19 protein-coding genes are annotated in these 19,652 nt (G+C 54.7%); 11 read left to right on the plus strand and 8 right to left on the minus strand.

Annotation, left to right across the window (positions count from 1 at the left end; translation table 11 throughout):
* Window positions 1-56: 56 nt before the first annotated feature.
* Window positions 57-1,406: a DUF6056 family protein gene (locus tag NFS35_RS04695; protein WP_251205989.1), complete on the minus strand. Its 1,350-nt coding sequence runs from the start codon at window positions 1,404-1,406 to the stop codon at window positions 57-59.
* A 317-nt stretch (window positions 1,407-1,723) separates the two neighbouring features.
* Here NFS35_RS04695 and bsh point away from each other — a divergent pair, with 317 nt between their 5' ends.
* The 6 genes from bsh (at window position 1,724) to NFS35_RS04725 (ending at window position 8,548) form a co-directional block, all read left to right on the plus strand.
* On the plus strand, window positions 1,724-2,698 hold the full coding sequence (bsh, locus tag NFS35_RS04700) for a choloylglycine hydrolase (RefSeq protein ID WP_251205990.1): 975 nt from the start codon (window positions 1,724-1,726) through the stop codon (window positions 2,696-2,698).
* 311 nt (window positions 2,699-3,009) lie between these two features.
* Window positions 3,010-4,485 carry an NAD(P)/FAD-dependent oxidoreductase gene (locus tag NFS35_RS04705; RefSeq protein WP_330640022.1) on the plus strand — a complete coding sequence of 492 codons (1,476 nt, stop codon included), beginning with the start codon at window positions 3,010-3,012 and terminating at the stop codon, window positions 4,483-4,485.
* A gap of 89 nt (window positions 4,486-4,574) precedes the next feature.
* Entirely contained in the window at window positions 4,575-5,813 is a 1,239-nt protein-coding gene (locus NFS35_RS04710) for an NAD(P)/FAD-dependent oxidoreductase (RefSeq protein ID WP_251205991.1), read from the plus strand.
* A gap of 105 nt (window positions 5,814-5,918) precedes the next feature.
* A complete protein-coding gene (locus NFS35_RS04715; protein WP_251205992.1) occupies window positions 5,919-6,266 on the plus strand; it encodes a DUF1667 domain-containing protein in 348 nt (115 codons plus the stop codon).
* 55 nt (window positions 6,267-6,321) lie between these two features.
* Entirely contained in the window at window positions 6,322-7,875 is a 1,554-nt protein-coding gene (locus tag NFS35_RS04720; RefSeq protein ID WP_251205993.1) for a DUF1538 domain-containing protein, read from the plus strand.
* A complete protein-coding gene (locus NFS35_RS04725) occupies window positions 7,859-8,548 on the plus strand; it encodes a hypothetical protein (RefSeq protein ID WP_251205994.1) in 690 nt (229 codons plus the stop codon). The genes NFS35_RS04720 and NFS35_RS04725 overlap by 17 nt, the downstream gene beginning before the upstream one ends.
* Before the next feature lie 18 nt (window positions 8,549-8,566).
* Here the strand turns inward: NFS35_RS04725 and NFS35_RS04730 are convergent, their stop codons facing one another.
* Complete coding sequence (locus tag NFS35_RS04730) at window positions 8,567-9,310, minus strand: hypothetical protein (RefSeq protein ID WP_251205995.1); 744 nt, start codon at window positions 9,308-9,310, stop codon at window positions 8,567-8,569.
* Window positions 9,311-9,691: 381 nt separating this feature from the next.
* Between NFS35_RS04730 and NFS35_RS04735 the strand changes: the two genes are divergently transcribed.
* From NFS35_RS04735 to NFS35_RS04755, 5 genes are all read left to right on the plus strand, one after another.
* Entirely contained in the window at window positions 9,692-10,015 is a 324-nt protein-coding gene (locus NFS35_RS04735; RefSeq protein ID WP_251205996.1) for a PadR family transcriptional regulator, read from the plus strand.
* A 44-nt stretch (window positions 10,016-10,059) separates the two neighbouring features.
* Window positions 10,060-10,737, plus strand: a complete 678-nt coding sequence (locus tag NFS35_RS04740) for a permease prefix domain 1-containing protein (protein WP_251205997.1) — start codon at window positions 10,060-10,062, stop codon at window positions 10,735-10,737.
* A 159-nt stretch (window positions 10,738-10,896) separates the two neighbouring features.
* Complete coding sequence (locus NFS35_RS04745; protein ID WP_251205998.1) at window positions 10,897-12,093, plus strand: DUF4097 family beta strand repeat-containing protein; 1,197 nt, start codon at window positions 10,897-10,899, stop codon at window positions 12,091-12,093.
* Window positions 12,094-12,186: 93 nt separating this feature from the next.
* On the plus strand, window positions 12,187-12,849 hold the full coding sequence (locus tag NFS35_RS04750) for an NUDIX hydrolase (RefSeq protein ID WP_251205999.1): 663 nt from the start codon (window positions 12,187-12,189) through the stop codon (window positions 12,847-12,849).
* Between the two features lie 60 nt (window positions 12,850-12,909).
* The gene (locus tag NFS35_RS04755; protein WP_251206000.1) at window positions 12,910-13,827 is read left to right on the plus strand and encodes an aldo/keto reductase; all 918 of its coding nucleotides are present in this window, start codon (window positions 12,910-12,912) and stop codon (window positions 13,825-13,827) included.
* 55 nt (window positions 13,828-13,882) lie between these two features.
* On the opposite strand, the gene NFS35_RS04760 is transcribed toward NFS35_RS04755, so the two are convergent.
* The 6 genes from NFS35_RS04760 to NFS35_RS04785 form a co-directional block, all read right to left on the minus strand.
* On the minus strand, window positions 13,883-15,187 hold the full coding sequence (locus NFS35_RS04760) for a sensor histidine kinase (protein ID WP_251206001.1): 1,305 nt from the start codon (window positions 15,185-15,187) through the stop codon (window positions 13,883-13,885).
* 123 nt (window positions 15,188-15,310) lie between these two features.
* A complete protein-coding gene (locus NFS35_RS04765; protein WP_251206002.1) occupies window positions 15,311-16,096 on the minus strand; it encodes a hypothetical protein in 786 nt (261 codons plus the stop codon).
* Window positions 16,090-17,016, minus strand: coding sequence for an ABC transporter ATP-binding protein (locus tag NFS35_RS04770; RefSeq protein ID WP_251206003.1), 927 nt, complete (start codon window positions 17,014-17,016; stop codon window positions 16,090-16,092). Before NFS35_RS04770 ends, NFS35_RS04765 begins: the two co-directional genes overlap by 7 nt.
* 224 nt (window positions 17,017-17,240) lie before the next feature.
* Window positions 17,241-17,924, minus strand: a complete 684-nt coding sequence (locus tag NFS35_RS04775; RefSeq protein ID WP_251206004.1) for a response regulator transcription factor — start codon at window positions 17,922-17,924, stop codon at window positions 17,241-17,243.
* Window positions 17,925-18,006: 82 nt separating this feature from the next.
* The gene (locus NFS35_RS04780) at window positions 18,007-18,822 is read right to left on the minus strand and encodes a hypothetical protein (RefSeq protein WP_251206005.1); all 816 of its coding nucleotides are present in this window, start codon (window positions 18,820-18,822) and stop codon (window positions 18,007-18,009) included.
* 111 nt (window positions 18,823-18,933) lie between these two features.
* Window positions 18,934-19,551, minus strand: coding sequence for a flavodoxin family protein (locus NFS35_RS04785; RefSeq protein ID WP_251206006.1), 618 nt, complete (start codon window positions 19,549-19,551; stop codon window positions 18,934-18,936).
* Between the last annotated feature and the right edge of the window lie 101 nt (window positions 19,552-19,652).

Below are 19,652 nucleotides of genomic sequence, written 5' to 3' on the forward strand. Positions count from 1 at the left end.
CATATATGCAAGTGGTTGGACTGTCAGCCCTGGCGGCGGTGCCTGGACTGCCGTGGTCACGCGCCGGCCACCAGCCAGATGTTCTTCGCGGTGGAGGCAAGGGAGAATATCCCGGTCACGAACAGGGCGGCGCATTCCTTTTTCCCGCATTTGTGGTCAAAACACTGGTTCACGATATAGCATACAAGAATAATCGTCGCATAGAGATAAATGGAGAACACTCTGTTCCCGGAGGCGTAGATGGTGGGGGAAAATCCCAGCACCGCCGCCGAACCGAATCCTGCCGCCAGGAACATGGAGGCGGTCCAAAAGGATACGCTGTTCCCGAAGAGCCAGAACAGCTCGCAGAAAATCAAAAACAGTAAAACCGTCCCCGATGCCGCCCGGGCCACATCCACTCCCCTTGTGAGCATATTGACCCCGTATTCCTCCCAGGGGAAGAAAGTATCCGGCGCCAGCACCTGGAACCTCTGCAGCAGGATGATGCCCACTGCCAGGCTCAGCCACAGGGAAACGGCCACGGAAACGGCCTTTTTCCACTTTTTCGCCGGGCCCGTGAGCAGGATCAGCGAAAGCAGGAAGACAAGGGTGAAAGCGGCGAAATTGATGCCGGAGGTGTAGAAATAGTAATCTGAGGCGTGGAAAAACCCCCGCATCAGCTTCTCGAAAAATGTCCAGTCCGCATGCTCCGGCAGCCAGGTCTGGGCCTCGATGACCATTCTCACCGCATCTCCGGGACAGGTGAGCACGAACAGGATGCTGGCGATGGAGATGACTATCTGGCATATCTGCATCCGGCATATTTTTTTGCGAAGCACGGCACAGTAGATACAGGAGCACAGATAGACGCCCAGGACCACTGCGCCCACCTGCTCATGATTGCAGGAGAGTATCGCCGAAAGGATATACAGGGCGTTCTCCCACCAGGCGCTTCTTTTGCCGTCCAGGAACTTCCGCAGCGGAAACAGCGCCACCAGGCCTAAGGAGATGGATATCAGGTAGATGCCCGTGGTGGTGATCCATCCGGCGCTGGCATAGTGGGAAAAGGGAAAAGCCCCTACCAGCATGCACAATACCGAGTTTTTCCATACGGAATCCCGAATCTCCAGAAGATAGCGGATGGAGAGGGCGATGATCAGGATATTCACCACGCAGAATAGCCGCCAGACCATCATATCCACATTGACCAGCAGCACTACCAGCGGCTCCGTGACCATCCTGGAAGACCAGTTTGAGTACATCTGTGACAGAAAGGCGAACAGATCCTCCGCGCTGCCTGCCTCTATGCTCTGATAGTAAAAGTCATCCCGGGTAGGTTCCGTGACCATGCAGAACATGGCAAACAGGAATGCGGCCAGCAGGATGTAGGGCAAAATATATTTCTTTTCCCGAAATTTCTGAATCATTCATTTCTCCTTATCGTTCAGGGCTTGCCTGATGCTTTTTACACTCTACCACAAATGGAGGGGAATGGCAAGATGCCCCGGCGAACCGGCAGGCCGGACATATGCGGAAAAGAAATATTCTGATGGTTTTTCCGCCGGGAAAATTGATTGCCTCCGGGAATGGTATATTGACAATCGGGAAAAATAATGCAGTATAATACCGCATTGAACGACTGGTATCTGGAGGATGATTTGGAATCATTGAAGAATTGTCTGAGAAAATGTATCGGGACACTGGTAATATGACAAAATGTAATACAATTTATGAGGTGATGACTATGTGCACAGCAGCGACTTATCGGACAAAGGATTTTTATTTCGGACGTACTTTGGACTATGATTTTTCCTATGGGGAGGAGATTGTGGTGATGCCCCGCAACCACCCCCTGCAGTTTCGCGGCGCGGGGAAGATGGAGAGCCACTACGCGATAATCGGCATGGCCCATATGGAGGGCGGATACCCGCTTTTCTACGATGCCGTGAACGAAAAAGGGCTGGGCATGGCGGGTCTGAATTTCGTGGGAAACGCGGTGTATGGGAAAGACGTGTCGGGCAGGGACAATGTGGCCCAGTTCGAGTTCATTCCCTGGATTCTTGGTCAGTGTGCCGGCATAAAGGAGGCGAAAGCCCTGCTGGAGAGAATCCATCTGACGGATACCCCATTCAGCGACAGGCTGCCCATAGCACAGCTCCACTGGCTGATTGCGGACAGAGAGGGCGCTGTTACGGTGGAGTCCGTGAAAGACGGCCTTAAGGTGTATGACAACCCCGCAGGCGTACTGGCCAACAACCCGCCCTTTGGGGAGCAGATGTCGCAACTGTCCAATTATATGCATCTGTCGCCAAAGGAACCTGAGAACCTGTTCTCGGACAAGCTGTCCTTAAAACCTCACGGCCGGGGCATGGGGGCGCTGGGGCTGCCCGGGGACCTTTCCTCCCAGTCCCGTTTCGTGCGCGCGGCCTTTACGAAGATGAATTCCATCTCCGGGGATTCCGAGTCCGAGAGCGTCAGCCAGTTTTTCCATATCCTGGGCTCGGTGGACCAGCAGCGGGGATGCTGCCAGGTGGGGGAGGGGAAATATGAGATTACCATCTACACTTCCTGCTGCAATGCGGACAGGGGCGTCTATTATTACACCACTTATGAGAACCACCAGATTTCGGCTGTGGATATGTACCGGGAAGATTTGGACGGCGACAGGCTGGCCAGATTTCCGCTGGTTCTGGGACAGCATATCCTGATGCAGAACTGACAAAATATCCAGGCGGGAAAGAAAAGGGAATCACGGCGGAGAAAGGGCTGGCGATAAGGCGGAATCCTATTGCCAGCCCTGCTTTTAGGCTGGAGCGGAGGAATCTGCGAGATTTCCGTCAGATCAAATCCCTATGACAGGCGCCTCGATATGTTTAGAAAAATTTTGGTAGTAAAGATAGGGTTTACATGGTAAAATAAGACCATATTCATGAAGTGAAGAGGCCGGATGGCCATAAATACCATGAGTGTGGCTGTGCTCATGGTAAAATGTTTTTATAAAAGGCGCACTGAGCAAAACGGAAGAAAGGCATGGAACATGATATGTACGATGTAGCAATCATAGGCGCAGGCGTGGCAGGCGGGCTGCTGGCCAGGACGCTGGCGGCATATGACATAAAAATCTGCATTCTGGAAAAGGAGAGCGATGTGGCCATGGGCTCCACCCGGGCCAATTCCGGCATCGCCCACGCGGGATACGACGCTGAGGAGGGGAGCCTGAAAGCGAAGCTGAACGTCCGGGGCTCCCGGCTGATGGAGCAGGTGACGAAAGAGTTAGGCGTTCCTTACCGCAGGACGGGCTCTCTGGTCATAGGTTTCGGGGACGAGGACAGGGAGACCATTGAGAAACTCTGCGCCAGAGGCCTGAGGAACGGTGTCCAGGGGCTGCAGGTCATAGACGGGGAGGAGGCAAGGCGTCTGGAGCCCGGCCTTTCCGACAGTGTGACCTGTGCCCTCTACGCGCCCACGGCCGGAATCGTCTGCCCCTATGAGCTCGCCATCGCCGCAGTGGGCAATGCCATGGACAACGGCGCGGAGCTGATGCTGGATTTTGAAGTAAATCATATTGAGAAAAAAGAGGGGCATTATGAAATCTTTTCGGATGCCTGCGGCGAGAATTGCTGTGAGAACCTGCAAAAGCCCCGTAAGGTCTGCGCCAGATATGTGGTAAATGCCGCCGGAATCTATGCGGATGAGATTGCCAGGCTGGCAGGGGACGACTCCATACAGATTCACCCCCGCAGGGGCGAATATCTGCTGCTGGACAGGGAATGCGGCAACCTGGTGTCCCGCACTATTTTCCGCACCCCCTCCAAAAAAGGAAAAGGCATCCTGATCACGCCCACGGTGGACGGCAATCTGCTGCTGGGGCCTACTTCGGTGGACGGCGAGGACAAGGAGGACAAAGCTACCACGGAGGAGGGGCTGGCGCAGATCATGACCAGGGCGCAGGAGAACGTGAAGAATCTGCCCCTTCGCAAGGTCATCACTTCTTTCACGGGCCTGCGCTCCGCAGGGAACACGGGTGACTTCATCATCACGTCACCTAAGGAAGGCTTCATCAATGTAGCGGGAATCGAGTCTCCGGGACTTACCGCCGCCCCTGCCATTGCGGAGTATGTGGCGGAAATGCTGGCAGGACAGGGACTTGCCCTGAAGCGGAAAGAGGACTATCAGCCTTTCCGCAAGCCGGTGTACGCTTTCCGGAATGCCTCCGTGGAAGAGAAGAACGAGATGATTCGCCGGGACAAAGCCTACGGCAGGGTAGTCTGCCGTTGCGAGACTGTCACGGAGGGGGAAATCGTGGCCGCCATCCGGCAGAATCCGCCTGCCCGGGACTTAGACGGGATCAAGCGCCGCACCAGGGCCCAGATGGGCCGGTGCCAGGGAGGATTCTGTATGCCGTATCTGGCGGAGATTCTTGCCAGGGAATGGGGAGTGCCCTATGAGGAAATCACGAAATCCGGCGAGGGCTCTGAAATCAGCGTCTGCAGGACGAAGGGATAAATAAAGCGGAACAAGGCGCCGCAAATGAGCCAGAGGAAAGATGCCAGGGATAGAAAACGGCACAGAAGCAGCAAAGGAGACAAAAACGAATGACGGATTTGGTTATCATAGGGGGCGGCCCCGCCGGGATGAGCGCGGCAGTGGCCGCATATGAGAGCGGCATCAGGGATATCCTGATACTGGAGCGGGACGCTCAGCTGGGAGGCATCTTGCAGCAGTGTATCCACAACGGCTTCGGGCTGCACCGCTTCGGGGAGGAGCTGACAGGCCCGGAGTATGCCTGGAAATATGAAAAACAGGTGCGCGAGCTGGGCATTCCCGTAAAATTGAACACCATGGTGCTGTCCGTCACCCCTGACAGAGTGATTACGGCCACCAATGAGGAGGAAGGCATTTTCGCCATAGAAGCCAGGGCGATCATCCTTGCCATGGGCTGCAGGGAAAGGCCCAGAGGCGCCCTGAACATCGCAGGCACCCGCCCGGCGGGAATCTACAGCGCGGGCACCGCCCAGAAGCTGGTGAACCGGAAAGGCTATCTGCCGGGCAAGAGCGTGGTCATCTTAGGTTCCGGCGACATCGGCCTCATCATGGCCAGGCGCATGACTTTAGAGGGCGCAGAGGTGAAAGCTGTGTGCGAGCTGATGCCCTATTCCGGCGGGCTGGCCCGAAATATCGAGCAGTGTCTGAATGATTTCGGCATTCCCCTGAAGCTGAGCCATACCGTGGTGGAAATCCACGGCAGGAAAAGGCTGGAGGGCGTCACCATCGCCAAAGTGGACGAAAACCGCCGCCCCATAGAAGAGACAAAAGAATACATTCCCTGCGACACGCTGCTTTTATCCGTGGGCCTGATTCCTGAGAACGAGCTGACCCTGCAGGCAGGAATCGGCATGGATGTTGTCACAGGCGGGGCCGTGGTGGATCAGGACAGACAGACTTCCCGGGAAGGGATATTCACCTGCGGCAATGTGCTCCATGTGCATGACCTGGTGGACTTCGTGTCCGAGGAGGCCGCCGTGGCCGGAAAGAGCGCCGCGGAATACATCAGAGGCGAATCCGGACAGGAGTGCGATATTCCCATTGGGGCGGATGGAAAGATACGGTATACCGTTCCTCAGAGAATCACGAAGCGTAAGGATATCACCTTGTTTTTCCGGGTGGCGGACATATACCGCAATGTGAAGATTAATGTGGTAGGCGACGGCAGAGTCATCCATTCCGTCAGGAAGCCGAAAGCCGCGCCGGGGGAAATGGAGAGCCTGCTGCTGAAAGCGCCGCTTTTTGAGGGCGTATCAAAGCTGTCCTTACAGCTGGAGGAGCTTGGGTAAGTCATGCGCAGGCAAAGGAACATCCGGGATATACGGAACGCATATGACGCAGTCTGAGAGTTTGATGCAGGCAGCGAGCTTCAGAAAATAGAAGGAGTACACGCAATGACAAAGCGAGAGATGACATGTATCATATGCCCCATGGGCTGCCCCGTCACAGTGGAGATGAGGGGAGAGGAAATCGCCTCCATAAGGGGCAACACCTGCAAGCGCGGCGCGGCCTACGCGGAGGCGGAGGTGCGCCACCCCGAGCGCACAGTCACCAGCACCATGCGCTGCGAAAATGGCGGGATTCTGTCCGTAAAGACCGACAGGCCCATCCCCAAAGCGAAAATCATGGACTGCATGAGCCTGATCAATGCCCATACAGTGAAACTTCCGGTCTCTATCGGGGACATCCTGCTGTCAGACGTTTTCGGAAGCAATGTGGTAGCTACGGAAAATAAATCTTAATCGCAGAAAATCATAATCATAGAGACAGATAAGTCCGTAAAAGAGAGGTGTTTGTGTGAATCACAAGCTAAAAGAAAAAATCTTGGAGTCGGTCTCGGCTGTGCTGCCTATCACGGGAATCGTCCTTTTGCTCAGCATCCTGCTGGTTCCAGTTGACTTAGGGATCATGGTGATGTTCCTTGTGGGCGCGATTCTGCTGGTGATAGGAATGGGATTCTTCCAGCTGGGCGCGGAGATGTCCATGACGCCTCTGGGGGAAGGCATCGGTGTCCAGATATCAAAGACACGGCACATTCCCCTGATTTTTCTGACAGGCTTTTCCATGGGAGCCATCATCACGATTTCCGAGCCGGATCTGCAGGTGCTGGCGGAACAGGTGCCCGCTGTTCCCAACCTGACCCTGATTCTCACAGTGGCCGTGGGAGTGGGAATCTTCCTGGCGGTGGCAATCCTGAGAATCCTGTTCCAGATTAACCTTTCTACGATATTAATTATACTGTATATCACATTAACCGGCATATCTTTTCTGGTCTCCAGGGATTTCCTGGCGGTGGCCTTTGACTCCGGCGGCGTGACCACCGGTCCCATGACGGTTCCGTTCATCATGGCCATGGGCGTAGGTCTCGCCTCGGTCCGCGGTGACAAGAATGCCTCCAGCGACAGCTTCGGTCTGGTAGCCCTTTCCAGCGTGGGTCCGATTCTGGCAGTGCTGATTCTGGGCATGTTCTTCAGCCCCGGGGAGACGGCCTACAGCGCCTCTTCCGTGGCGGCTGTGAGCACCACCCGGGATGTGGTAAAAGAATTCCTGTTCAATATGCCCTCCTATATCAAAGAAGTGCTGATATCGCTGATTCCTGTGGCTGCCGTGTTCGCCCTGTTCCAGAGACTGTCCCGCCGCTATCCCCGCAGACAGGTAAAACGAATCACGGTGGGCTTTGCCTATACATATCTGGGCCTGGTGCTGTTCCTCTGCGGCGTCAATGTAGGCTTCGCGCCGCTGGGCTCCCTCCTGGGCAATGAGATTGCCTCGGAGGTCTGGAGATGGCTGCTGGTGCCCATCGGTATGCTGATAGGCTATTATATCGTGAAAGCGGAACCTGCCATCCAGGTGCTGAACCGCCAGGTGGAGGGCGTGACCAATGGCTCTGTGTCCGCGAAATCCATGAACCGCTGCATGTCCTGGGGCGTGTCCGCCAGTGTGGGCCTGTCCATGATACGGGTGCTGACGGGCGTTCCCGTTCAATGGATCATCATACCCGGCTATCTGATTGCGCTGCTTCTCTCCAGGTTCGTGCCGAAGATGTTCGTGGGTATCGCATTCGACTCCGGCGGCGTGGCCAGCGGACCTATGACGACCACGTTCCTGCTTCCCCTGAGCATCGGAGCCTGTGAGGCCGTGGGCGGGAACCTGATGACGGATGCTTTCGGGGTGGTGGCGCTGGTGGCTCTGACGCCGCTGATTGCCATTCAGCTGATGGGAATCCTGTATCGGTACAAGCTTAAGACCACGGAGAAGGCCGCTGTACGGGAAGCGGAAATCCTTGCTATGGATGGTGTGGATGATATCTTTGAATTCCAGGAGGGAGAGGAAGATGGGGGACAATTATAAAAACATATCGTATCGGATGCTGCTCCTGATCGCCACGCCGAAGCTGGTAGACAAGGCGGCGGGCATGTTCAAAGAGGGAAATGTCCCTACCGAGTACATCTTCCACGGACAGGGGACCGCCACCAGCGAAATCATGGACATGCTGGGACTGGACGGCGTGGACAAGAATATCCTCATGGGCATGCTGCCCAAGCCCTTTGCGGATGAAATGCTGAAAAAACTCCGCAAAAGCCTGCATCTGGGGATGCCCAACACGGGAATAGCGTTCACCCTGATACTGTCAGGGGGCAGCGGGTATCTCATCCAATTGATGGAAGGACTGGAGCCGGAGGAAAAAAAGAATGTTGCGGAGAGGAACGAAGGGGATATGGCAGATTATAGCTTGATTATGACAATCGTGAATCAGGGATTCAGTGAGGAAGTGATGAATGCGGCAAGGCCCCGGGGCGCGTCCGGCGGCACGGTGTTCCACAGCAGGAGAATCGGGAATGAAGAAGCCATGAAATTCTGGAAAATCAGCGTGCAGGAAGAGCGGGAAGTAGTCCTTATCCTGGCCCAGAAAGAGGATAAGCCGGCCATCATGCAGGAAATCGGAAAACAGTGCGGCATGAAGAGCAAGGCCCAGGGCATCGTCATGTCCCTGCCGGTGGACGGAATTGCGGGGCTGGATTGATAAAGGACTCTCAGGAAATCAGAAGTCATTTATCTCATATAAGTACAGTTTTCCTTTTTTCCCCACCCTTTTTACGGTTTCCATATAAAATAAGATATTCAGCGACACCTGGGCCAGAGTCTGGGAGATATGGGCGGCTTTGGCGAACTCCCTGGAGGTGAAGGCCCCCTCCAGATCCGGAGGGACGAACTGCATGAAATCTTCCGGGCGCTGGACTTCTATCTCCTGCACCAGCTCCGTGGGGATGCGGTCATAGCGGCTGGCCCCCTTTTTCCTGTCTTTGCTCCAGCCGTTCAGCAGCTTGTACTCTTCCATGTTCATCAGCACCACCCGCAGGCGCAGGTTGGGATTCTTCAAGAACATCTTGATCTTGTACAATTCCGGAAAAACAGCATAGGGACTGCCCTTTAAGGGGGACTTGCGCTTCTTGCTCAACTCCCCGCTTTCCTCGTCTATCCAGATGATCCATTTTTCCCGGGGGATGGGATAGACGATGGTCACCGGGTACAGGGGCAGGAAAGCGGAGAGCTTGTCCCGCATTTTATTGAACTGCCTGGTCTGGATTTCGATGATCTCGCCGCCGCAGAAGATATCGGCCACATAGTTTTCGATGGGGATCTCCTGCCTGTCCTCGTCCGGCTCATAGTAGTTTTTCAGGATGGCATGGACTGTCTTCTCCGACAGGGTGCCGATGCCCAGCCGTTGTCTGTCTATTCCTATGATTTTTCTCTTTGCTTCTTCAAAGGCTTTTTTATCCGGCATATGGTTCCTCGCTTTTGCTGCCGCGTTTGCATGATTTCCAAAGCATAGACCGGGCAGATATTCCATGTCCGTTCGGTCTATGTGGCTGGGCGGACAGGAACGCGGTTTTCATAAATTCCTTTCAAATCAAGCATAGATAGGGATATGTCCAACGCACCGACCGTAAATCCCTCGCTTTTGGCACATCCCTTCGGTCAGATGTCGCAAGGTTCCTCACAAACGCATCTCAAGAACTCATTCCTTTCTGATTCACATTTTAGAGATATGCAGTAATTTTGTCAAGTGCAGAATCCTTTGATAGAAATATATACTACAAATTTAAATATACCTTGACAGACGAGGTATATTGTAATATAGTGTAACCAGAAAGGAGAGTCAGCCATGTCAATTACGTCCGATATTTTACGGGGGCATACCGAGGCCATCATCCTGTCCCATCTGCTGGAGCAGGACAGCTATGGCTACCAGATCAACAAGGACATCATGAAGAAGACCGACAACCGCTGCGAGCTGAAAGAGGCCACCCTGTATTCCGCGTTCCGGCGGCTGGAGCAGGCCGGCTACATACGCACCTACTGGGGGGACGAGACAGTGGGTGCCAGACGCCGCTATTACTCTATCACGGAAGAGGGGCGCCTGGCGTACCAGGCTTACAAGCGGGACTGGGAGGAAGCCAAGGCCACGATCGATCAGCTGCTGAAATGAGACGGCGGCATAAAATCTCTGTATATCAGAAAGGAAAGAAGAACATGAACGAAAAAATCAGAAAGCATATCAATGAACTGTTCAAGGATGCGCCCAAGACCAGGAGAGCCATGGAGCTGAAAGAAGAGATGGCGGTGAACACCATAGAGAAGTACGAAGACCTGATTGGCGAAGGCTATCAGGAAGAGGACGCGTTCCAGAACGTCATCAATTCCATCGGGGACGTGACGGAGCTGTTTGAGGATTTGAAAGAGAAGAGCCTGTTCGCGCTGCCGGAGAAGGAGCGGAAGAAAAAGGCCATGCTGACAGCCGCCGCCGTGGGGATCTATATTTTCGCAGGCGTCGTCCTCATCGTCAGCCTGGTAATCAATGACCTGTTTTTTGGGGGAGCGGAGACGGGGATTCTGGGGCTGGCCCTTGCGGTGCTGATATGCATCCCGCCCACCTGCATGCTGGTCTATGCGGCCAACATGTACCCTGTCCACAACAGGAAAGAAGAGAATCTGGTGGAGCTTTACAAAGAGGCCGCGACCTCAGGCAGCAGGGAAAAGGCGGTCAGGCAGTCCGTCAGCGTAATCATCTGGCTGGTGACGCTGCTGCTCTATTTTGCCATCAGTATGAAGACCAGGCGCTGGGAGATAACCTGGCTGGTGTTCCTGGTGGGAGCCTGTGCCCAGATGATTGAGGTGCTGATATTCAACCTGAAGCACATGGGTTCCTGAAATTGACTTGCTTGGTCAAAACAGGTTCCATAGGAAAGGTTCCATGGGACATTATTGCTCCGGCGCTGTGACAAGAGCCGGGAAAGGGGCTGCCGGGCCTATGGGCGGATGCCGCTGTAGCAGGCCGCGGCAGAGGAATGGAGAGGAATGGAGAGGAATATGAAACGATTGCATATGATTCTGATTGGCCTGATTGGCCTGCTGATGGTCATGCTGTGCGTGCTTCTGGGGGTTTCCCTGATAAGGGGCAGGCGCCTGGAAACCGGACATGGGAACTATTCCCTGGTACAGGAAAAGAGCTTTCCTGCGGAGGACATCCGCAGCCTGAAGATTGACTATGGCAGCAGCGCCCATGACGTGCTGTTTTATCAGGGGACAGGAGATGAAATCATTGTCCGTGAATATATGAACTTTGAACCGAATAAAAGCCAGCTTTCCAAAGTGCAGGAGACCGGAGGGGAGCTTACGGTAAAGGGAGCGGGAAAAGGCCTGTTTTCTTTCTGGTTTGGTTTTTCGCAGGGATCCTATACGGAGATTTATCTGCCTGCAGGATTGGCGGAAGGAATGGATGCGCTCTCCGTAAAAACTGTAAGCGGCGATGTATTGTCCGAAATCGGACTGACATGCCTGGGCAATCTGATGGTGTCCACCACCAGCGGCGATGTGAGGATTCCGGAGATAAAGGCGGATACGATGCAGATGTCTTCCACCAGCGGCAGTATCCGGCTGGAGTCTGTGCTGGCAGAAAGGACGGAAATCTCTACTACCAGCGGCGACATCACAATAGAGCAGGCCCGGGGACAGACAAAGATATCGTCCACCAGCGGAGAGATTTTGATATCCGGCCTGGAGGGGCCCTTACGGACATCCACCACCAGCGGTGACATTTCCCTGGGACAGGTGACAGGGGACATAACCTTATCCACTACCAGCGGCGCTGTCCGGCTGGAAAACGGCCAGGGAGATTTTGAGGCGGAAAGCACCTCGGGAGATATCCGGGTGGAGAATCTGGATGGGGACTTCAGGATGAACACCACCAGCGGCGAACTCTCCGTCTCCAGAGGGAACGGTTCCGGCACGGCGCACTCCGTTTCCGGGGACATACGGATTTTTCTGGAGGATTTGGCGGGAGATCTGGATATTTCCACTACCAGCGGGTCAGTGGGACTGGCGTTCCCGGAGACGGCGGATTTTCAGTTCAAGTTCAGCACCACCAGCGGCGAGTGCGAGGCTTTCTTTGAGGATGCGCTGTCCTTTGACAGCAAGAGAAAGAACGCGGAGGGCCGGTATGGGGACGGAGGGCATTCGGTGAAGATATCCACGGTCAGCGGGGATCTGTCCGTGCGGGAATTTTAGAGGGGCAATCTGCAAAAAAGCTTTGTGTTTCTGTCCGAAATAAGGTACAATGAGTTTATTCACGGCAGGACAGAGACAGGAGGAATAAGCGATATGGCAGAGAGGCCCCAAATAAAAAAAGAAAATGTAAAGCCCTTATTCGAGTCCCCGTATCTGCGGGTGGCAGATCTGCAGTACGCCCCGGGGAAACACTACTATGACGCCACCAGACGAACCATGGAGAACCTTACTGCCGTAAAGTCGGATGAAGAATTTCAGTCCATGCTGGCGGACGCGGTGAGCTGCTTCGTCATTCTGGACGGGGAGGGAGAGGAACCGAGGCTCCTGCTCTCCTATGAATTCCGCTATCCGGCAGGCCAGTACCTGCTCAGCGTGCCGGCGGGACTCATTGACGAGGAGGACAGAGATAAACCGGATGCTCTCATTACCACGGCCATCCGGGAGATCAAGGAGGAGACTGGCCTGGCGATTCAGGATACGGATTCCGTCAGGATAGTGAATCCGCTGGTCTTTTCCACGCCGGGACTGACGGATGAGAGCAATGCGCTGGTGTGCGCCGTGCTCCGTTCGGCACGGCTTTCGGACTTGTCCCAGGAGGGAGCGGTGGGCTCCGAGCAGTTCGACGGCTTCTGCCTGTTGACGAAAAGCCAGGCCCGGGAAGTCCTGGGCACAGGCCGGGATGAGCGGGGGAAATATTATCCGTTGTATACATGGGCGGCGCTGCTGTATTTTGTATCAGATATGTGGCGGCAGTAAGCAGGCTGCGTATTCGGAGAGCTCTCTGACAGCATAAAAAAGAATGGAGGAATCATTCTCATGAAAATGATTAAAATCAGTGAAAATGTGCCGGAGACATCAGCCATCGGCCTGGGATGTATGCGGATTACCGGCCTGGGAAACGAAAAGGCCCTGCGGGAGCTGGTGGAGGTTTCCATGGAGGCGGGAATCAATTTCTTCGATCATGCGGATATTTACGCAAAAGGAGAGGCGGAAGCTGAGTTTGGCAGGATTTTGACGCCTGAACTCCGCAGCCGGATGGTGATACAGACTAAATGTGCCATCCGCCCCGGCATCTGCTATGATTTTTCCAGGGAACATATATTAGAGTCCGTGGACGGCAGTTTAAAGCGGCTGAATACAGATTATATCGATATCCTGCTCCTGCACCGGCCGGACGCGCTGATGGAGCCGGAGGAGGTGGCGGAGGCTTTTGACAGTTTGAAAAAGGCCGGGAAAGTCCGCGCCTTTGGGGTCAGCAACCACAATCCCATGCAGATGGAGCTGCTGAACAGCTGCCTGTCGGAGCCTCTGCGGGTGAACCAGATACAGTATTCCGTGGCTCATTGTCCTACTATTGACGCAGGACTGAACGTGAATATTCAAAATGACGCGGGATGCAACAGAGACGGCAGCGTGATAGAGTACTGTAGGCTGAAGAAGATGACTATACAGGCGTGGTCTCCATTCCTGTACGGCATGTTCGAGGGCGTTTTCATAGGAAATGAAAAATTCCCGGAGCTGAACCAGGTCATGGATCGTCTGGCGGAGAAGTACCAGGTGACGCCCAATGCCATTGCCGTGGCGTGGATCATGCGCCATCCTGCCAATATCCAGACCATCGTGGGCAGCACCAATGCAAGGCGGGTGCAGGATGTCTGCAAGGCTTCTGATATCTGCCTGACCAGGGAGGAATGGTATGAGATGTATCTCGCGGCGGGGAAAAAGCTGCCCTGAGCGGCCGCAGCAGCCGGGCCGCGGAAGTTTCCGTCGTTGCTTCTGGTTCTGCTGCTTATGACGGGGGCTTTGGCTGAGGGGCGCGGGCTCCGGGAGAGCCGGATTGGGAAAGTGCAGCGGTCAGGGTTAATGTGAAGCGGACGGTGGTTTCCGCGTCATCGGAGTGCAGGCAGCGGGAGTGGTTTTCTGTGCCATTGGTGTCCGGGCAGAGGGAGTGGCTTTTCGCATCGTCTGCATTTTGGCTGGGGGACAGTTCTGTCCGGGGGAGGGCCTGTGCGGTCAGGGTGCCGCCCATGGCTTCTGCCAGGGATTTTGCTATGGTCAGCCCCAGGCCTGAGCCGCCTTTGCTCCGGGAGGCATCATTTTTATAAAAACGATTAAATAAATTCGGTATATCGTCCTCCTTGAGACGGACGGAATCATTTTGAAAGAAAATCTGAACCAGCCCGCAGCTTTCTGACATATGGATGTCCAGATAGCTGCGGGCATATCTTCCGGCGTTCTGGAGCATATTTGCGAAAATGCGCTCACAGGCGTCCTTGTTTCCCCGAACCATTACCGGGTGCTCCGGCAGAAAGCTTTCCAGGCGCAGACAGGCCTTTTCCAGCATTTGCCAGTGCCCGGCCAGGCTTTCTTTCAGGAGTCTGCAGACATCCACATCCCGGATTTCCAGAGAATACTCCCGGGCGTTCAGCTGAGAGAAAGCGTAGAACTGGGAAACCAGCCGCTCCATGGCGCGGGCGTTGCGCTCCAGGATTTCCAGGGACTCCGCCTGACGGGAAAGCATTTCCCATGCCGCTTTCTGTGCTGTGCGCTGCCTCGAAATATCCTCAGACGCTGCCTGGTGGGGGTGTGCCGCCTGTGTTGTGGTTTGCGCCGGAATGTCCGGGGATTCCGTCTGCAAGAGCGCTATGCTCTGGGCCATGTCCCGCTTCATCCACTTTAGATAACCGAGAATCACCGTCAGCGGCGTCCGCAAGTCATGGCTGATATCTTCCATCTGCTTCTGGAATTCCGTCTCCCGCTTTTCATATTCCAGGCGCTGCCTGCGCACTTCCTCCAGAGTGCCGTTGACGGCTTCCATGGCCTGTTCCAAAGTCCGGTCCGGCAGGGGCAGATGCAGAATCTGGTTCCTGGACACATCCTTTTGGATTTCCAGCAAATCCCGTTTCATCTCCCTGAGCGCCCGCTTCAGTGCAAAATACCGGAAAGCAAAATACCCTCCCGCGACGGCAAAAAGCACGCACAGCAAAATTGCCGCCGGAATATTCCCCTCCAGGATATCCCGCCCCGGAAAAGCCGCGCCCTGGAGAACGCCGGCAAGAATAAAGTTCTGTGATAGGAACGAGAAGAATGCCATGGTAAGCTCCTTTCCAAATCCAATCCTGAAAACTGCCGAAAAGGAAGTCGATTATCGGTACAGCAAATAGACGCAATCCTGTCCCGCAAGGCAAAGAGCAGGCTGACGGCTTGGAATCCGGCGTCAAAGTTCCCTCTTCCGCAATAAAACCACGCCCAAAGCGCCAAAGACCACGATTTCCGCCCCGCCGGCAATCAGGCATTTCGCCATCCCCTGTGCCGTGTCCCATATAGCGACGCACTCGGACATGTTGACCCGGGACTGCGCCGTGAGGAAATTTGCGGGCATCCACAGGGCGATATCCAGCAGAAGAGTCGAACTGGCGGTGGTCAGGGCCATGCCCGCCAGCAGCAGGATTTTCGGCAGAAAGACCAGGACGGCCAGCCAAACCAGAATGCTGACGATGCTTTTGTCAAAAACCTCCAGCAGCACATTCGCCAATACCAGGGAAGCGATGGCAATCAGGGACATAGCCGGGAGTTCCAACAGCAGATCCGCCGCTGTGGTAGGCCCGGCGGAATCCAACAGCAGTTCGGCGCTGCAGATATATACCGGCAAAATCATCACCAGAATCACAAATGACACCGCCAGGCTGACGATGCACTTGCCCGCCAGCAGCTCCAGCCGGGACATCCCATAGGAGATGCAGTTCTGTTCGGTGCGGTTGCGCCTGTCCGATTCATAGAGCATCACAGCCACATCGGAAGCCACATAGCAGAATATCATAGGCATGGCCACTACATTGGAATAAGAGAAAGAGGTAATGCCATACCGGAAGCCCTCCAGCCCCTTCAAAAGACACAGCACAATGTTCATCAGCAGGACCAGCCCTACAAAGACGGCGGCTGTCTCCCGGATTTCCGGGCTGCGGGAAGCCCTGTAAAGTTCACTTTTGACATAATTCAGCATATTCCGTTCCCTCCGTTCTTCAGGTTCATGTAATATTCTTCCAGGGAAGCGCGCCGGAGCTCCAGCCCCCTGATATAAAGCCCGTTTTCCGCGGCAAGGCGGCTGTATTCTTCCGGCTCCCGCAGACACTTCAGAATCCGGATTGTCCGTTCGGGCAGCACCTGGAAAGGCTCCTCCGGAAAATGCTTTGCCAACAGGGCTGCGTACTCTTCCGGATTCGTGACGGAGATGTCCAGGCAGTCGGAGCATTTTTCATGGAGCTTCTCGGCGGATATCTCCTCCAACAGCTTCCCCTTGTTCAGGAAACCGAAGACTGTGGCAGTCTGCTGCAGCTCCGACAGGATGTGGCTGGACAGCAGAATGGTGAGGTTCTTCTCCCGGTTCAGGCGGAGGAGCAAAGCGCGGAATTCGATGATGCCGCTGGGATCCAGGCCGTTGATGGGCTCATCCAGCACCAGGAGCCGGGGCTCCCCGATCATGGCGATGGCCAGCCCCAGGCGCTGCTTCTGGCCCATGGAGAGCTTTTTGCATTTTGCTCTCCTCTTTTCCTGGATATCGGTCAGCTTCAGGACTTCCTCCACCTTTTCCCTGCCGGGGATGCCCCTTTGGATGCGGTAGTATTCAAGCGTGTCTTCCACCGTCAGATTGGGGAAAAAACCGGGCTGCTCAATCATGGCGCCCATCTGTCTCCGGCAGCGGCGCAGTTCCTGTTCCGCGAACTGGCCGAACAGCCGCAGCTCCCCCGCCGTAGGGAAGATGTGTCCGGCCAGGAGCTTCAGGAAAGTGGACTTCCCGGCGCCGTTGTCGCCGATGAGCCCGTAGATGCTGCCGGTTCTGATGTGGAGATTCACCTGGTCTAAGGCAAGGACAGGGCCGTAGGATTTTGTGATTTGTTTTGCTTCTATGGCGTAATCGTTCATATTGACCTCCTCCTGGGGCAGCGGAAAGGTGGCGCCCGGACTTCCTGCTGCTTAAGCATTGCTATAAATGGCTGCCATGCATGGCAGCTGTCCGCCGGGCAGACTGAGCTTTCCGGCTGACAGTCATAGTATAAACCATGAGGGGTGAATAAGTCATAAAGAACTTTTAAAGATGTCGTAAAGTTTGAGGGAAGAAGCGTGGGTGATAGAACAGGCCTGAAATGCTATTTCAACTTAAAACCAATACCATACACCGTCTGAATATATTCTTCTGAGGCGTCAGCCTCTTTCATCTTTCTGCGCAGATTGCTGACGTGGACATTCACGGTATTGTTTTCCCCATAGTAACCGTTTTTCCATACCTGCTCGTAAAGGCTCTCTCTGGAGAACACTTTTTCCGGGGACTGCAGAAAAAGGAGCAGGAGCTCATATTCATGGGAGGTCAGGGAAAGCTCCAGCCCATTGACAATTACTTTCCGGGATTCCGGATAAAGCATTATATTTTTATAGGAAAAAGGAAGCTGGCGCCGAGGCAGGCTGCCGGTGCGCCTGAGGGCCGCCTGGACCCGGGCAGCCACTTCCTCCGGCTCGAATGGCTTCGTGATATAATCGTCCGCGCCGCTTTTCAGGAGCGCCACCTTATCGTTCAGGGCGCTTTTGGCAGAGAGCACCAGGATGGGGGCAGAAAGGCGCTTTTTCTCCCGGATGTGCGTAAGAAGCTCTTCCCCGGTCAGCCCGGGCAGCATCAAATCCAAAAGAATCAGATTCGGTTCTTCGCGCTCCAGCAAAAGCAGCGCCTCCGTCCCGGAAAAGGCCTGTATCGTTCCGTAACCCTCAGCCTCCAGTATCCTTGCCAGCAGACGGTTGATATCCGTCTCGTCCTCTACAATCATGATTTTTGTCTGCATATCCTGTTCCCTCTCTGTCTGATGTTCCTTTTTCAATATAAGAAAGATACAAGGATTCGTCAAGAGGTTTCTTCTGAGGGCGTTAAGACAGCAGCTGTTCCTCATATCTGCTCATCATGATGAGGCTGGCTTCGTAGGCATTGAAAGCCTGCACAGCCTGGCGCCTTTCATTCCATGCTTTGATTTCCTGAGTCTGTTCCTGCTGTCTGGCGACAATCTGCTTTTTCTGAGTCTGTGTCGTCTGCCGTTTGGCCAGGGCCTTGTCTTTCAGGAACTGCGCATCATCCTTTCGGGCGAACACTTCCTTTGTCAGCCGGACCTGCTCCAGCCGGCGTTTCGTGAGCTGGCTCTTCAGGTACTTATCCTGCAGCATCTTAGCCAGGGCGCGTTTTTTCAGGTATTCTTTCAACAGCTTTTTCCTCCGGGCCCTCTTCGCCTGCTCGGCGGCAAGCCGTCTCCTTTCGGCGGCGCGCTTTGCCGGACAGTTATCCTGGAGCCCCAAAGTGTATGTCCGGCATTTGTCCCAGTCCTCGTCGATATGGATGAAAGCCAGTTTCGGAGGGCCTCCGCCGAAATTCGTCGCCTTGTTTTGGGCGATATATTCCAGGACCCTCTGCTCATACAGCGGGTCATTCTGCATTCTCCGATAGGCTGCGTCCGATATATCGATGAACCAGTCCACATGCTTTTGGGAGGGGTGCGTATATAAGCCCTTAATCCGGTCATGGATATACAGCTTGTATTCCGTCAGGGACATATCCTTTGGCGCAAGGCAGAATTTCTCCGCCATGGCATCGGAAAAACTGCTGTCTGTCTTCTCTTTGCCGCCCACAGAAGCGCTTTGCATATTGCCGTAACCAGTGCCTGCGGCGTAGCCTGTATCAATTGTGCCTGCCATAACATTTTCCCCCTTTCCGATGGATATCGCCTTTTTGGTTCTTGCTCTGTATATCGGAGAAAAGGGGGATTTTGCTGATGGCTGTTGGAACAAATTGAATTCAAAATGGCATTAACGGATAAAGTGCGTCCAGCAGTGCGCTTCTTTCTCCGGCAGGCCGTAAGTTTCCTTTCCAAGGGCAATGCTCTTCATCAGGAAAGACATGTTCCTTGCCAGCGTACGCATGGTCTGCAGCCCTTCTTCGTCCTGTGCCGCCTGCCCGGGTTCCCTCCCGTGGATGCTGTTCCAGTACTGGCTGGAGGCGATGGGCATGCCGCTGATGGTGAAGAACTTGTTCAGTTCATCAAAAGTGGAGGACAGACCGCCTCTCCTGGCTGCCACGACGCTTGCGCCTACTTTCATGGTCTTGTCGAAATGGGTGCTGTAGAAAAGCCTTGTGAGGAAAGCTGCCAAAGTGGCGTTGGCAGAGGCGTAATACACCGGGCTGCCCACCACCAGGCCGTCGCAGGCCTCGAATTTCGGTGCGATTTCATTCACCAGGTCGCCAAACACGCATTTGCCCTGTTCCGCGCATCTGCCGCAGGCGATGCAGCCCCGGATGTCCTTGCTGCCAATCTGGATGGTTTCCGTCTCGATGCCCTCTCCGGCGAAGACCTGCTCCATTTCCCGCAGGGCGATGGCAGTGTTGCCGCCTGTCCGGGGGCTTCCGTTGATGAGTAAGACTTTCATGATTGCAGTACCTCCTTTTTGGATGATTGTGGAAAAAATATCCTATGTAGCATTGTACCTCATTCGGCGCTGCCAGGCAAGGGCAGCAGGCTTTAAAATCC

This window comes from Acetatifactor aquisgranensis (assembly GCF_943193215.1).
In the GTDB taxonomy this organism is placed as follows: Bacteria; Bacillota; Clostridia; order Lachnospirales; family Lachnospiraceae; genus Acetatifactor; species Acetatifactor aquisgranensis.